The 13,289-nt window shown below is 65.4% G+C and carries 20 protein-coding genes; 9 read left to right on the top strand and 11 right to left on the bottom strand.

What is annotated here, in order from left to right:
* Positions 1-13 precede the first annotated feature (13 nt).
* The 6 genes from FAB82_RS12160 to FAB82_RS12135 all read right to left on the bottom strand — a co-directional run bounded on the left by FAB82_RS12160 (position 14) and on the right by FAB82_RS12135 (position 3,513).
* Complete coding sequence (locus FAB82_RS12160; RefSeq protein WP_136534814.1) at positions 14-313, bottom strand: hypothetical protein; 300 nt, start codon at positions 311-313, stop codon at positions 14-16.
* A gap of 247 nt (positions 314-560) precedes the next feature.
* Entirely contained in the window at positions 561-1,397 is an 837-nt protein-coding gene (locus FAB82_RS12155; RefSeq protein ID WP_136534813.1) for a hypothetical protein, read from the bottom strand.
* Positions 1,384-2,274, bottom strand: a complete 891-nt coding sequence (locus tag FAB82_RS12150; RefSeq protein ID WP_136534812.1) for a hypothetical protein — start codon at positions 2,272-2,274, stop codon at positions 1,384-1,386. The genes FAB82_RS12155 and FAB82_RS12150 overlap by 14 nt, the downstream gene beginning before the upstream one ends.
* 53 nt (positions 2,275-2,327) lie before the next feature.
* A complete protein-coding gene (locus FAB82_RS12145) occupies positions 2,328-2,774 on the bottom strand; it encodes a hypothetical protein (RefSeq protein ID WP_136534811.1) in 447 nt (148 codons plus the stop codon).
* Positions 2,775-2,941: 167 nt separating this feature from the next.
* The gene (locus tag FAB82_RS12140) at positions 2,942-3,238 is read right to left on the bottom strand and encodes a hypothetical protein (protein ID WP_136534810.1); all 297 of its coding nucleotides are present in this window, start codon (positions 3,236-3,238) and stop codon (positions 2,942-2,944) included.
* Positions 3,235-3,513: a hypothetical protein gene (locus tag FAB82_RS12135; RefSeq protein ID WP_136534809.1), complete on the bottom strand. Its 279-nt coding sequence runs from the start codon at positions 3,511-3,513 to the stop codon at positions 3,235-3,237. The genes FAB82_RS12140 and FAB82_RS12135 overlap by 4 nt, the downstream gene beginning before the upstream one ends.
* 312 nt (positions 3,514-3,825) lie before the next feature.
* Here FAB82_RS12135 and FAB82_RS12130 point away from each other — a divergent pair, with 312 nt between their 5' ends.
* The 5 genes from FAB82_RS12130 (at position 3,826) to FAB82_RS12110 (ending at position 6,008) form a co-directional block, all read left to right on the top strand.
* Positions 3,826-4,680 carry a helix-turn-helix domain-containing protein gene (locus tag FAB82_RS12130; protein WP_136534808.1) on the top strand — a complete coding sequence of 285 codons (855 nt, stop codon included), beginning with the start codon at positions 3,826-3,828 and terminating at the stop codon, positions 4,678-4,680.
* Between the two features lie 8 nt (positions 4,681-4,688).
* Positions 4,689-4,904: a DUF397 domain-containing protein gene (locus FAB82_RS12125; RefSeq protein WP_136534807.1), complete on the top strand. Its 216-nt coding sequence runs from the start codon at positions 4,689-4,691 to the stop codon at positions 4,902-4,904.
* Between the two features lie 187 nt (positions 4,905-5,091).
* Entirely contained in the window at positions 5,092-5,337 is a 246-nt protein-coding gene (locus FAB82_RS12120; protein WP_211116552.1) for a hypothetical protein, read from the top strand.
* Complete coding sequence (locus FAB82_RS12115) at positions 5,334-5,777, top strand: type II toxin-antitoxin system VapC family toxin (protein WP_136534805.1); 444 nt, start codon at positions 5,334-5,336, stop codon at positions 5,775-5,777. The genes FAB82_RS12120 and FAB82_RS12115 overlap by 4 nt, the downstream gene beginning before the upstream one ends.
* 6 nt (positions 5,778-5,783) lie before the next feature.
* A complete protein-coding gene (locus FAB82_RS12110) occupies positions 5,784-6,008 on the top strand; it encodes a DUF397 domain-containing protein (RefSeq protein ID WP_136534804.1) in 225 nt (74 codons plus the stop codon).
* A gap of 61 nt (positions 6,009-6,069) precedes the next feature.
* On the opposite strand, the gene FAB82_RS12105 is transcribed toward FAB82_RS12110, so the two are convergent.
* Genes FAB82_RS12105 through FAB82_RS12095 form a run of 3 tightly spaced genes read right to left on the bottom strand, consistent with a single transcriptional unit; the run spans position 6,070 to position 7,154 of the window.
* Positions 6,070-6,342 (bottom strand): hypothetical protein, encoded by a 273-nt coding sequence (locus tag FAB82_RS12105; RefSeq protein ID WP_136534803.1) that lies wholly within the window; start codon positions 6,340-6,342, stop codon positions 6,070-6,072.
* A complete protein-coding gene (locus tag FAB82_RS12100; protein WP_136534802.1) occupies positions 6,342-6,680 on the bottom strand; it encodes a hypothetical protein in 339 nt (112 codons plus the stop codon). The genes FAB82_RS12105 and FAB82_RS12100 overlap by 1 nt, the downstream gene beginning before the upstream one ends.
* A 54-nt stretch (positions 6,681-6,734) precedes the next feature.
* The gene (locus FAB82_RS12095) at positions 6,735-7,154 is read right to left on the bottom strand and encodes an Imm1 family immunity protein (protein WP_136534801.1); all 420 of its coding nucleotides are present in this window, start codon (positions 7,152-7,154) and stop codon (positions 6,735-6,737) included.
* A 188-nt stretch (positions 7,155-7,342) separates the two neighbouring features.
* Between FAB82_RS12095 and FAB82_RS12090 the strand changes: the two genes are divergently transcribed.
* The 3 genes from FAB82_RS12090 (at position 7,343) to FAB82_RS12080 (ending at position 10,240) form a co-directional block, all read left to right on the top strand.
* Positions 7,343-8,095 (top strand): phosphoglyceromutase, encoded by a 753-nt coding sequence (locus tag FAB82_RS12090; RefSeq protein WP_136534800.1) that lies wholly within the window; start codon positions 7,343-7,345, stop codon positions 8,093-8,095.
* A gap of 191 nt (positions 8,096-8,286) precedes the next feature.
* On the top strand, positions 8,287-9,540 hold the full coding sequence (locus FAB82_RS12085; RefSeq protein ID WP_211116551.1) for a sensor histidine kinase: 1,254 nt from the start codon (positions 8,287-8,289) through the stop codon (positions 9,538-9,540).
* A 13-nt stretch (positions 9,541-9,553) separates the two neighbouring features.
* A complete protein-coding gene (locus FAB82_RS12080; RefSeq protein WP_136534799.1) occupies positions 9,554-10,240 on the top strand; it encodes a response regulator transcription factor in 687 nt (228 codons plus the stop codon).
* A 90-nt stretch (positions 10,241-10,330) separates the two neighbouring features.
* Here FAB82_RS12080 and FAB82_RS12075 read toward each other — a convergent pair whose 3' ends face one another.
* Positions 10,331-11,539, bottom strand: a complete 1,209-nt coding sequence (locus FAB82_RS12075; RefSeq protein ID WP_211116550.1) for an RNA-guided endonuclease InsQ/TnpB family protein — start codon at positions 11,537-11,539, stop codon at positions 10,331-10,333.
* Between the two features lie 225 nt (positions 11,540-11,764).
* On the opposite strand from FAB82_RS12075, the gene mgrA reads away from it, so the two are divergent.
* Positions 11,765-12,757: an L-glyceraldehyde 3-phosphate reductase gene (gene mgrA / locus FAB82_RS12070; protein ID WP_136534798.1), complete on the top strand. Its 993-nt coding sequence runs from the start codon at positions 11,765-11,767 to the stop codon at positions 12,755-12,757.
* A gap of 49 nt (positions 12,758-12,806) precedes the next feature.
* Here mgrA and FAB82_RS12065 read toward each other — a convergent pair whose 3' ends face one another.
* The gene (locus FAB82_RS12065) at positions 12,807-13,256 is read right to left on the bottom strand and encodes an Hsp20/alpha crystallin family protein (RefSeq protein ID WP_168801566.1); all 450 of its coding nucleotides are present in this window, start codon (positions 13,254-13,256) and stop codon (positions 12,807-12,809) included.
* Between the last annotated feature and the right edge of the window lie 33 nt (positions 13,257-13,289).

The raw sequence follows: 13,289 nt of genomic DNA, 5'->3' as shown, positions 1-13,289 counted from the left end.
CGCCCGGCGCCGGTCAGTCGACGGTGCGGCGTCCCAGGGCGTGGATCAGGCCGGCCAGCCCGAGATACACCAGGGCGGCGAGGCCGTAGTTGATCAGGGCCTGGATCCTCGCATTGTCGGCGGAGAACATGTCGTGGAACAGCCACGCGAACCAGTCCGCAATGTTGCCGACAAAGGTCACCAGCGGGTTCGACTGGTTGGCGTTCAGCAGGATCAAGACCAGGAACAGGGCGATGATCGCCGCGATGACCATGCAGATGCCCGCCAGGATCTGCACGGCCAGCGGGTAGTAGCGGGTGCGGTGCAGAACCATGGTCGTCTCCTCAGGTCGTATACGGCGAATCGATCGGACCGCCGCTCACTCGATCGCGGCCGATCGTCCATTGTCTGCGGTTTGAGGTATACCCACCGACGCGGCGGCTAACCGCGTGAGACCGTCTGAGACCGTGCCAATCGGACGGACCCGGGATTTCGGGCAGGAAGGTACTGCGGCCGTTCATGACCGGAACGCCTTGGGCCCAACCGCGATGCGGTTGGGCCCAAGGCGTTCGAAAGCGAATCTACTCGCTGAAGAGCCGTTCCACGTCGTCGGTCACGGCAGCCCCTCTGAGCCAGATCAACAGCTGGGACTGGTCCTGGCAACCGGTAATCTTCCGTCGCAACCGGTCAGACACTTCGAAGCCACGCGACGAGAGCACCTCCAGAATCGCGCGCGCTTCACCTTGTGCTTTGCCTTTAGCGATGAGTTCCTGTGCGTACGGGTGCTCGTAACGGATGTCTTCGATCTTCATGAGGTCACTCCAGATCTCGTAGGAATCAGTCCCGAACAACCCGACCCCGACAATGTCAGCATACAGTTTGGCCAGGTCTTCGGGAACGGTGTTGATCTCGCGCCAGAGCTGTTCCAGGTCCCCTCTGCTCGCCTTCTCACGGAGCGCGAACAGGAGCATGAACCCCATGTCATCGCCCGGTTCGAGTTCTTCGAGGCAGATGACGATCGGCCGCATGACGCAGCGCCCGAACCCGAACTCAATCGGCTTGCGGGCCCACGCGGCGGTCTTGGCCGACACGGTGACCACGATCAGGACGGCCGGGCAGTCGTGTTCGAGCTCCATCGCGGCGACGAAGTACGGCCAGTCTCGCTTCTTCCTTCGTTCCGTCGCGTGCTGCATCTCGAACACCGCGGCGAGCTGCGGGGACTCGTCGCGGTAGAACACCTGGACCCCGTCGGATAGCCGCTCGATCGGAACGAGGAGATTCGCCGCCTCGCCGGAATGCCGGACGGCGTCGTGAGCGGGCACTTCCTCCCCGGTCGCCTGCGCGATCAGGTTCGACAGTAGGCCGGGGACCTTCTTGGACAGTTCGATGATGGCTTCGTGCCGTTTACCGGGGGGCATGGCGGTCTCTACCTTTCAGCGGGAACGGGAAGAGCGCTTCGTCGCTGAAGTGCTGTGCCAGGTCTTCAGCGTTGGCGGCTTGTCCGAGCCAGTCGTCAGCTTGGCGCTCGCTCTCGGTGGTGAGAATCCTCGTTCGCACCCGATCGGAGGGTTCGAAGCCCTTCACCGTGAGGACCCGCAGCACACAGCGCGCCATGCTACGAAGCTTGTCCGCCTCGTAGACCTTGAAACGCGTCCAGCGAAGGTCCTGTGTATCCCGAACGTATCCGGCGGATTCGGTGAGCCTTCGCCATTCGGTCAGGTCTCCCCGTTTCCCGATATCGACCAGTCCGGCGAACTGCTGGGCCTGCTCGAACGGCAGGGACGCAAGGCCTTCTGCCGCGCGCTCCAAGTCGGTGGTGCTCGCGCGATCCGACAGCGCGAATAGCAGGCCGAGTCCGACGTCGTCGCCTGATTCGATCTCGCCGAGACAGACGGCGACCGGTCGCATGGCCACACCGCCGACTCCCCAGTCGATGGGCTGTCGCGCCCATTCCGCGAGGTCTGGCGATTCGGCGATCGCGACCATGATCGTCGGACAGCCGTAGGACGCGCGGACCCAGGGCACCAGGTACGGCCAGAACCAGGTCCGGTGGTCCTCAAGCCGGTCGTGCACCATCCGGAGTATCACCGCGAGGACCGGTTCTCCTTCCTTGCGGAGCAGCAGGAGTGAGTCCACCCCCCGGGTGTAGAAGGTGTACTCCCAGATCTCCTCTACCTGGACCTCGTCGTGTTCGGGCAGTTGCTGCCCGGTCGCCTGCTCGATGAGGGCCTGCGGCAGGCCCGGAACTTGCTCGATCAGTTCGATCGCGGGATCGCATCGCGTGCGGATGCCCATTCGAACTTCCCTTCTGTTGACGGCCGCCTCGTTGCGGCCGGGTCTCGGCGGGGTCAGGAGGTGGTGGTGCAGGTCCGGGAGGACAGGGTGACGCGGTGGACGGCCCGCAGGAAAGCAGCCTTGATGCGGCCTATGCGCGACGCCGCGCGAGGCGCGTTGTGGGCTGCGGCGAGGGGTTCGGAGTCGGCCAGGAAAGCGGCCCAGGCGTCTTCGCGGAGCTTCGAGAATGGGTCGACCGGATACGGGCGGGGCCGGGAGCGGGGCGGACGGGGCGGCGCTGCCGCTGCGGGCGGTGCGGGGAGCGGGTCCGGGAACTCGTTCCGACGGTGGCGGCCGGTACGCAGGTCCGGGCAGTAGCCGTCGGACCGGCGCCAAGGCCAGGGACCGGGGTCGAAGGCGTCGTAGGGGCCGGTGCGGAAGACGTGGCGGGAACGGTTCCCCGGAAAGGGTGTCGAGCGGTTTTCGGGCAGCATCGGCTGCGGTACCGTCATGGAGGACACGGAAAGTTCCTTTCTGCTGTTGGCGCCGCCCGGTGGACATAGTTGGTAGCTGTAGGCCACCGGGCGGCATTTTCATGCCCATGTGTATGAAATTGAGCTCCTGACCGTTTTATGCTGACGGCCAGGAGCCATGATGTCAACCCCCTGTAATCGCGTGTCGCCGGGACCTAAGTAGACCTGCCCCGGACCAGCACCTCGCGATGCCGGTAGTGCTCAAGGGCCGCAACAACAATCAAGCCCGATCGACTGAATGACCGCACCCAATCCAGGTGTTCGGCCTCACAGACCACCAGTCGGGCATGAGGACTCTCCAGACCGATCACCGTCCCGATCCGGTTGGGCTCCAACGCCGTGAACGACGCCTGCACCGAATCGAGCCAGGTGAGCCAGACCAGCTCGATCCGACGACCCTCCACAGTGATCTCACCGAGCTTCGCGCGCGCGGCGGTGGTGAACGCACTCATGCCGACCCCCGCTCGCGCTGGCTGGCCACCCAGATCTCTCGGGCCTCGTCCTTGACGAGGTTGCGCAGGTTCCGGTTCCATTCGGCCCGGTACAGGTGGAGCCGCTGGATCGGTTTGTCGAGCTCGGTGGCGTAGCCGAGTTCAAGGACCGGTTCGGGCCAGGTGCGGCGCAGCCAGACGGTGGCGCTCTCCCTATCGCCGAGGCAAAGGACTTCGATGGTGCGGTGTTCGAGCTTGAACTGCCCGATCACTTTGCGAAGGTCGCGAATCTCCACAGTCTCACCACCCCGGAGAAGTCGGAGCGTTGTCGTACGCTGGGTTTTGTCATGAGGAAGTTCTCCTTCCTTGTGGTGGAAGCGGCCTGCCGGAATCCGGGTCCAATCGAAGACCGGCAGGCCGCCCTTTAGGAATCGCCCCCACCGACAACCCCTGTGTGCCAACCACCGAGACGGCCGACACACTCAGATTGTGTATTAATGTGAGATCAGAGTCAAGACCGACTCACCCGATCGAGTTATTGATTTTGGTATGACGTCCATCTACCATGAATTGACTGTTCATGCACATCATGTCGAGGAGCGGTGATCATGGCCCCATCGAAGCGACCTACGTGGCGAGCCCGTTGGCTCGGAAGGAAACTCCGCGAGCTGCGCGAGAACAAGGATCTGCCGGTCAAGGATGTCTGCGATTACATGGGCGTGCGACAGCCGACCGTGAACCGCTACGAGACCGGGCAGTACCCGGTCAAGCCCCACGACCTCGAAACCCTGCTCGACCTCTACGGAGTCGACGACATCGACGAGCGGGTGCAACTGCTCCGGCTCGCACAGTCGGTCACCCAGCGGGGATGGTGGGATGCCTATGTCAGCTCGGAATTCGCGGACTTCCTCTGGGCCGAAAGCCAAGCGGAGACCATCAAGGCATTCGCGCTCGACACCTGGCCGGGCCTGATCCAGTCCCCGGAGTTCGCCAAGGCCCTCATCTCCCAAGGGCCCCAAAGCGACAACACTGAGGAGGCAACGAAGCTCCTGAAAGCCCGAGTGATGCGCGGGGCCACTCTCCGCAAGGCCGACGCGCCGGAGGCGAAGTTCCTCATCCACGAATCGATCCTCAGCCAAAACGAGGCCGGACGCGAGGTCACCGCCGCGCAGCTTCGGTACGTGCTGGAGCTGGCGAACCTGCCGAACGTGTCAGTGCGGATCTTCCCCGCCGAGTCCTGGGCCCACACCGTCGCGACCATCGGCACCAGCTTCCGAATCCTGGAAATGCGCGAGGCTTGGCCGATGTTGATGCAGGTAGTCACCCCGATCGGCGGGGTGGTCGATGAAGGTGAGGATGTAGAGTCGTTCGCAGATGCCTACGACGCCCTCTGGAACGAGCACAGCCTCGGCGACGAGGACACGATCGACCGCTTGAGGGCGGTGTTGAAGGAAGTGGAGTAATGACTCGGATGACCGATCAGCAGCCAACCGGGTGGGATCGCGCGAAGTTCCGCAAAAGCAGCAGGAGCGACAGCACCTCGGACGGAAACTGCGTCGCAGCGGCGGTTGAAGGATCGGCAGTAGCGGTCGGCGACACCAAGCTCCCGACCTCCGACGGCAGCTTCAAACACCTTCTCGTCACCCGCGAAGACTGGACCGGCCTGGTCACCGCCATCAAGGCCTGACCCAAGCCCCCGAACCCCGCGAACCCAAGGCGCGCTTCCCAACCCGGAAGCGCGCCTTACCGTTTGCCCATCTGCCGACCACTACGAGACGAACACGCATTCCCACTCTCACCACTACGCCTGGTGATCGACCGATGTCGATCGAAATTGTGTATGGCTGTATGGTTTCTGAGGTATGGTTGCAAGTATGAAAACTACGGTCGTGATCGCAGACGCCCTGCTAGAAGAGGCCCGCCAGCGCGCCCGCGCCGAAGGCACCACCCTCCGCACTCTCATCGAGGAAGGCCTTCGCTTGGCCTTGGCCAAGCCGCAGGGTGGCAAATCCGGGTATGTCATGGCCGATCACTCGGTTGGAGGCGACGGCCTGCACCCCGACGTCCAAGGTCTCTCCTGGGCCGAGATCCGGGAACTGTCCTACGGCGACCGCCTGTGATCGCCGTCGACACGAACATCCTGGTCTACGCCCACCGGGCCGACAGCGAATTCCACTCGACCGCCGCACCGCTCATCCGCGAACTCGCCGAGGGCAACCGGATGTGGGCGATTCCGTGGCCGTGCCTCCATGAGTTCTTCGGGATCGTGACGCGCCCCCGCATCTACAACCCGCCCTCTACCACCACCGAGGCACTCGACCAGATCGACTCCTGGCTGAGTTCACCAGCGCTGGCATTGTTCAGCGAAACCGGCACCTACTGGCCGCGGCTGCGACCGCTCCTCGAACTCGGCAAAGTCACCGGCGCGATGGTTCATGACGCGCGTATCGCCGCGCTATGCCTGGAGAACGGCGTGGACGAGCTGTGGACGATGGACCGCGACTTCTCCCGCTTCCCCGGCCTCAAGACCCGCAACCCCCTTCAAGCCGAAAAGGAGTAGAGCACGATGATCGAACGCACCGAACGGCAAGCCACCAGGTGGCAACGAGAGCGGTTCCGCAAGAGCACCCGGAGCGACAGCTCAGGCAACGGGAACTGCGTCGCGGCGGCGGTTGACGGATCGGCAGTCGCGGTCGGCGACACCAAACTCCCGACCCCCGACGGCAGCTTCAAACACCTGCTCGTCACCCGCGAAGACTGGACCGGCCTGGTCACCGCCATCAAGGCCTGACCCAAGCCTCCCGAACCCCGCAAGCCCAAGGCGCGCTTCCCAACCAGGAAGCGCGCCTCTTCTACTGTTCGCGGCGGAACGCGTAGTAGGTCATATTTCGAGGCTCGGTCAGAGCCGCCATGAACTCCGCAGGCTGAGCCGGCGTCACAATGACTCCCAGCCGGTACGACAGGATGCCTTCGGTGAAGTACTTGCGCGCCAATGATTCCCAGCGCTCATCGAGCACTTCCAAGGTCACACCTTCATCACCACGGAGAAAGACCGCCGCCTTGACCATGCGCTTCTCCGTGAGCGCATAGAACCCCATGGCCCTCGGCGGCGGCGCGTCGCTCATCAGACGCTGACGACCCGCAGAGCGAACGGGGCAAAATCGTTCTCAGGGTCTTCCGTCCGGACCCCGGCCCGCTCAAGGATCGCGGCGACCTCGTCGGTCTTCGCGGCCTGCTCCGCACCGGAATCCCAGATGATCGGGTCATCAAACCGCTGCGCCAGCATGGCCTCGACCCTCGCATTGTGGATCTCGGCTCCCAGATTCCACTCCAGGTAAACCCCGCGTCCCGCATCGTCCTGCGAATCGATCCGAACCTCAACTCCGGGCTCTGCGCCGAACCCCCCATGCGCGATCTCCCTGAACGCATGAACGCCCACTTCCCGCAACCGGTCGATGACCACACGGGCGGTCGCCTCCAGATCCTCTCGCGAGGCATCCTCTATGGGCATTGCGATCTACTCCTCATTGTCCTCCCACTGCTGCCATTCGATTGCAGTCGGGCGGCGTCCGGGAGCTTCGAAATACCCCTTGAGGACGGCCGTCACCGAATCCAGTGGCACTTCCGAGTCGCGTGGGAAGAACCTCGTCATACCGAACTCCGTGTAGAACACCGCGTGTTCGGAGGTCGCGTCGCCCTGGCTGTACAGGTCCTCGACCGATGAGCTGAACTGCACCGCGCCGAGACCTCGAACCGCGTCAGCTCCGACGCACAGCGCCGACACGAACTCCTCGTCCTGGTAGAAGATCCTGGCGAAATCGCAGGCCAGGTTGCCGGCCGAGGCCATCGCCTCGATCGCGGCGATCAACTCCGCGGAGGTCTCGGGCACGATCGGATGGTCCCGGTGAACCGGCTTGTAGAAGACTTCGAATCCCATGGGGACCTCCGAACAGGGAGTTGACCTTTGGCCCTGGGCGCAGGGTAGTGAACCTGAACCACCTTCGGGCTTCGCCGCTCCGCGGGGCTTCTCACCGGTGGGCGGTGCCTTCTGTGAGAGGGCGACCTCGGACACACCTGTTCGTTGACGGGTCGCATCTCCGAATGGGGGCACGGCAGGATAGGGGCATGACTTACACGCTCGTGCTGCTTCGCCACGGCGAAAGCGAATGGAACGCCAAGAACCTCTTCACCGGCTGGGTCGACGTCAAGCTGTCGGCCTCCGGTGAGGACGAGGCCCGCCGCGGCGGCCGCCTGCTGGACGAGGCCGGACTGCTCCCGGACGTCGTGCACACCTCGCTGCTGCGCCGCGCCATCAACACCTCCGAGCTGGCGCTGGCCGAGGCCGGCCGGTCCTGGATCCCGGTCAAGCGCTCCTGGCGTCTCAACGAGCGCCACTACGGTGCGCTGCAGGGCAAGAACAAGGCCGAGACGCTCGCCGAGTTCGGCGAGGAGCAGTTCACGACCTGGCGCCGCTCGTACGACGTGCCGCCGCCCGCCATCGAGCCCGGCTCGGAGTTCTCCCAGGACGGCGACCCGCGCTACGCCGATCTCGCCCCCGAGGTCCGCCCGGGCACCGAGTGCCTCAAGGACGTCCTCGAACGGATGCTCCCGTACTGGTACGACGGCATCGTCCCCGACCTGAAGGCCGGGCGGACCGTGCTGGTCGCCGCGCACGGCAACTCGCTGCGGGCCCTGGTCAAGCACCTCGACGGGATGACGGACGAGGCGATCGTCAAGCTGAACATCCCCACGGGCATGCCGCTGCGCTACGAGCTGGACGAAGAAACGCTCAAGCCGATCGTGACCGGTGGCGAGTACCTCGACCCCGAGGCCGCCGCCGAGGCCGCCGCGGCCGTCGCCGCCCAGGGCAAAAAGTAGCCCCACTGGCGTATTGCCGAGTACCGATCGAATAATGCCGCGGTTCACCTGTCCTACTCTCCACGGACGTGGAGGTCTTCCGTAGCCCCACCAGTACATTTCCGTCGCAGGTGAACGGAGAGTGATCACCAGACACCCCCTAGTCCGGCCCGGCGTTCGACGCCGGGCCGTTTCACGCTTAGGCTGGGAATGTGGCGAACAACGATTCGACTCCTCAACGCCGAGGCCTGCGCAAGGGCGCGGCACGGGTCATCACGGGCGTGGCGGCCGGCGTGGCCCTCGCGGCCGCGGCGTCCGCGTTCGCGCGGGGAAACAACCGCAGGGCGCGCACCGCGCCCAAGATCGGAGCGAATGTGCCCAGCGACCGGCGGCCTTGGGAGGCCGCGATCGACCTGTTGCGCACCGGCGTGTGCCTGGTGGACGACGACAACCGGGTCCTGTACGCCAATGACGCGGCCCGCTCCCTGGGGCTGGTGAACGAGGACGAGATCACGTCGCTGACGCTGCGGGCCCTGCTCGCGCAGGCCAGGCGCTCGGGACGCTTCCGCCTCGCCGAGCTCGAGGTGGCGAACAATCCGAGCATGGGCGAGCCGAGCGCGGTGAGCGCCCGCATCACCCCGTTGGCCGACGGGATGGCCGTGGCGGAGTTCCAGGACATCTCCGAGCTGCACCGCGTCGAACGGGTGCGGCGCGACTTCGTCGCGAACATCAGCCACGAACTGAAGACCCCGGTCGGGGCCATGCAGATCCTGGCCGAGGCGCTCAAGGACGCGGCCGAGGACCCGGACGCGTCGGCGAGGTTCGCCGACCGCATCCAGACCGAGTCGGCACGCATGAACCACCTGGTCACCGACCTTTTGGAGCTGTCGCGGCTGCAAGGGGCCGAGAAGCTGCCGGACCCGGAGCCGGTGTCGGTCGACCGGATCATCAACGAGGCGTTCGACCAGACCCGGATCACCGCCGAGAAGAAGGGCATCGAGCTCAAATCAATGGGCGTCACCGGCGCCGAGGTGCTCGGCAACGACACGCAGCTGGTGACGGCGGTGAAGAACCTCGTGGGCAACGCCATCGCGTATTCACCTGAGGGCACCTCCGTCGAAGTGACCGTGTCGGTGTGCCGGCCCGAGGGATCGGTGGCGAAGTCCGAGACGATCTGCATCGCCGTGAGGGACCAGGGCATCGGCATCGCCGCCGATGAGCTGGACCGGATCTTCGAACGGTTCTACCGGATCGACGCGGCGCGCTCGCGTGCGACGGGCGGAACCGGCCTGGGACTGGCGATCGTCAAGCACACCGCCGTGAATCACGGGGGCCGAGTCGAAGTGTCCAGTATGCCGGAAGCCGGGTCAGTGTTTACCTTGATGTTGCCTGCACGTTCCCTTCCGTCCGACACCGCGGCACCGGACTCGGATGAAATCGGAACAACTGAAGACGTTGTTTGCTAGGGAAGGTTGACCCGTGACCCGCGTACTCGTAGTCGAAGACGAGGAATCGTTCTCCGACGCCCTGTCCTACATGCTCCGCAAGGAGGGCTTCGAGGTGTCGGTGGCCGCCGACGGCGACGCGGCCATCAAGGAGTACGAGCGCGCCGGAGCGGACGTGGTCCTGCTGGACTTGATGCTTCCGGAGAAGTCGGGCACCGAGGTGTGCCGTGAGCTGCGGGCGAACTCGAACGTCCCGATCATCATGGTCACCGCCCGCGACTCCGAGGTCGACAAGGTGGTGGGTCTGGAGCTGGGGGCCGACGACTACATCACCAAGCCCTACTCCTCGCGCGAGCTCGTCGCCCGCATACGTGCGGTGCTGCGCCGCTCGGCCGAGCCCGACGACCCGATCGTGACGGTCCTGGAGGCCGGACCGGTGCGCATGGACGTCGACCGCCACACCGTCACCGTTGAGGGCACCGACATCCAGTTGCCGCTCAAGGAGTTCGAGCTGCTGGAGATGCTGCTGCGCAATGCCGGGCGGGTGCTCACCCGGGGCCAGCTCATAGACCGCGTCTGGGGCGCGAACTATGTCGGCGACACCAAGACCCTCGACGTGCACGTCAAGCGCCTCCGCTCCAAGATCGAACCGGAACCGGGCAAACCCCGCCACCTGGTCACCGTGCGCGGTCTGGGCTACAAGTTCGACCCCCACGCCTGAACTGTCACACCCCGGCGGCACCATTGAATCGGGGGTCCTCGCCGCGCCCGAATTGCAGGCAAGCGCCGGGTATGCGCGAACGGCTTTCCGTCAACTACCCCGGACTGAACTCCGGGGCTTGTCGCTCGTGTCCGCCGCTGGCTGCGGCGTGTCGGCGACATTAGGCGTACTGACAAAAGCCCAAGTCTTGCGTGCGCGGTCACGAACGTTGACCGCGGCTACCTGGTCGGCGGGCCCAGCGAGTCCGCAACCGACACAAGCGAAATGGTCTCTAGTAGGCCGGTTGGCCTTGGTCGTGTGCCCGCAGCGCGGACATCTGCGCGAGGTGTTCCGGGCGTCGACCACGACGACCGGTACTCCGGCGCGTTTCGCCTTGTAGGCGATGAAGGTCTGGAGTTGGTGGAAGGACCACGCGTTGAGCTCGCCTCGCTGGGCGGCTGTGAGCCGTACCCGGTCGCGGATACCGGCAAGATCTTCCATGCCGATGCCGCGACCGGTGCGTTCAGCCGACGTAACGAGCTGCTTCGCGATCCGATGGTTCTGGTCTTTGACCGCCCGCGCCTCCCGGCGCGCACGGGCCTTGAGCTTCTTCTTCGCCGACTTCGTGGCCTTCGCCTGCAACTCCGCCCGGACCTTCGCCATGCGCTTGCGGTACCGCCTCAGCCCCGCCCCGGCGTGGTTGTAGCCATCCGAGGTGGTGGCGATGTTGACGATGCCCATGTCCACGCCGAGGAAATCGACCGGGTCGGCATTCGCCTCGGCGTCGGGCACGTCGACCGCCGCGATCAGGAACCAGGAGCCGTCGCGGCAGACCAGGTCGGATTCACCACGGCGATAGCGCTCCAGGGTCTTCAACTGGTCGGGGTGACCGGTGAAGGCGATGTTCCGTTTGCGGCCCTGGACAGTCCAGATCGAAACCGTGCGCGCATCCATCTGCCAGGACAAGCACCGGTCGTCGAACGCCTGCGCCGCATCGGGCCGGAAAGTGACCGGCTTCGCCGTCGCCTTCGCCGCGCGTTTGCCTTGCAGCCGACCAGCCTTGATCAAACCTGCGATGGTGGCATAGGCGTGGCAGGTCTTCTTGATGACCAACTGCGCGACCTGCGAACCGAGACCGCGCTCGGCTTTGAGCGATGTATAGGTGTGTTGGCGCAGGGCGTACTCGCGCGGCACCCCGTGAGCGAAAGCGGTCTGAGAGGTCCAGTTCGCGGCGTCGTTGACCGCACGCAGCGTCGCGGCCAGCGCCGCCGCCTGTTCCGGCGTCGGCAGCAGTTTCATCTGCACAACCTGGATACCCACGACGACAACGGTAGATCACGTGTGCGACAAGAACGCCCGTTCCTGACCCGAACGAGTGATATGAACACCGTCACGCTCGGCTCGAAGTCCCGCGCAGCGGGACTTCGAGCAGGCAATCGCCCCGAGTTCCTCCCAGGGCTGAAGCCCTGGGCTTCCCTCGGGATAACCGCTGAAGTTCACCTTGTGCACTAGTCCGCGGGCAGGGCTCGGTATACGCTTTCTGCCGTGACTTACGTTCCCTCCGCGAACCGCTACGAATCCATGGTCTACCGGCGTTCGGGGCGCAGCGGCTTGAAGCTGCCCGCGCTCTCGCTGGGCCTGTGGCACAACTTCGGCGACGCCCGCCACCTGGAGGGCCAGCGCGACATCCTGCGCCGCGCCTTCGACCTGGGCGTGACGCACTTCGACCTGGCCAACAACTACGGGCCGCCGCCCGGCTCGGCCGAGGAGAACTTCGGCCGGCACCTGGCAGCCGGCCTGCGGCCGTACCGCGACGAGCTCGTCATCTCCAGCAAGGCCGGTTACCACATGTGGGACGGACCGTACGGCGACTTCGGCTCCCGCAAGTACCTGATCTCCTCGCTCGACCAGTCGCTGACTCGCATGGGCCTGGACTACGTCGACGTGTTCTACCACCACCGGCCCGATCCCGATACGCCCCTTGAGGAGACGATGGGCGCGCTCGATGCGATCGTGCGCTCGGGCAAGGCGCTGTACGTCGGCATCTCGAACTACAGGGCCGAGCAGGTCGCCGCCGCGGCGGCGATCCTGGCCGACCTCGGGACGCCGCTGCTGATCAACCAGCCGTCCTACTCGATGTTCAATCGCTGGACCGAGCGCGACGGGCTCCTCGACGCGCTCGAAGCGGCCGGCGCCGGCTGCATCGCGTTCAGTCCCCTGGCGCAGGGCCTCCTGACCGACCGGTATCTGAAGGGCATCCCCGAGGGTTCGCGGATGCGCACCAGCCAGTTCCTCAACGAGGACGCGCTCGACGAGGTCAAGCTGGAGCGCGTCGCCGCCCTCAATGCGATCGCCGGCAAGCGCGGGCAGTCGTTGGCGCAGATGGCGCTCGCCTGGGCGCTGCGCGACGACCGCATGACCAGCCTCATCATCGGCGCCAGCAGCGTGGGGCAGCTGGAGGACAATGTGGCGGCGCTCGACAATCTCGACTTCACCGGCGAGGAGCTGGCCGCGATCGACGAGTACGCGATCGGCTAGGCGAGGACAGTCACTGGGCCCGCGGGATCGGTTCCCGCGGGCGTTTTCGCTAGTTGACCTCGATCTTCTTGTGTCCCTCAGACGTGGTCTTCGGGAGGGTCATGCACAGCACGCCGTCCTTGAATTCGGCCGAGCCCTTGTCCGCGTCGATCGCGTGCGGCAGGCGCAGCGCGTACTCGAAGTCGCCGATGCGCCGCGACGACCGCCGCGCCGTCCCCCCTTCGACGTGGTCGAACTTCTTGCTCGTGCCGCTCACCGTGAGGTCCTGGCCCTCGATGTCGACCGTTATGTCCTGCTTCTCGACCCCGGGCAGGTCGATGTCGACGTGGTAGACCTCGTCGTTCTCCGTCACGTCGGCCGTGGGCGCCCAGGACCCCTCGCCCGCGTCGAGCGGCGAGAAGTACGGGCCCATCATGCGGTTCATGTAGGCGGTGAAGTCGTCGATGAGGCTCATCGGATCGGCCCCGATCGCGTTCCTCCGTGCGGGCAGCTGGTTCATGGCGGTCTCCTTTCTACGCGGCGCATGCCTCGG

Source organism: Glycomyces buryatensis, assembly GCF_004912275.1.
Lineage (GTDB): Bacteria > Actinomycetota > Actinomycetes > Mycobacteriales > Micromonosporaceae > Glycomyces > Glycomyces buryatensis.
Note: the sequence above shows the minus strand (reverse complement) of the source record. Positions and strands in the feature narration are given on the sequence as shown.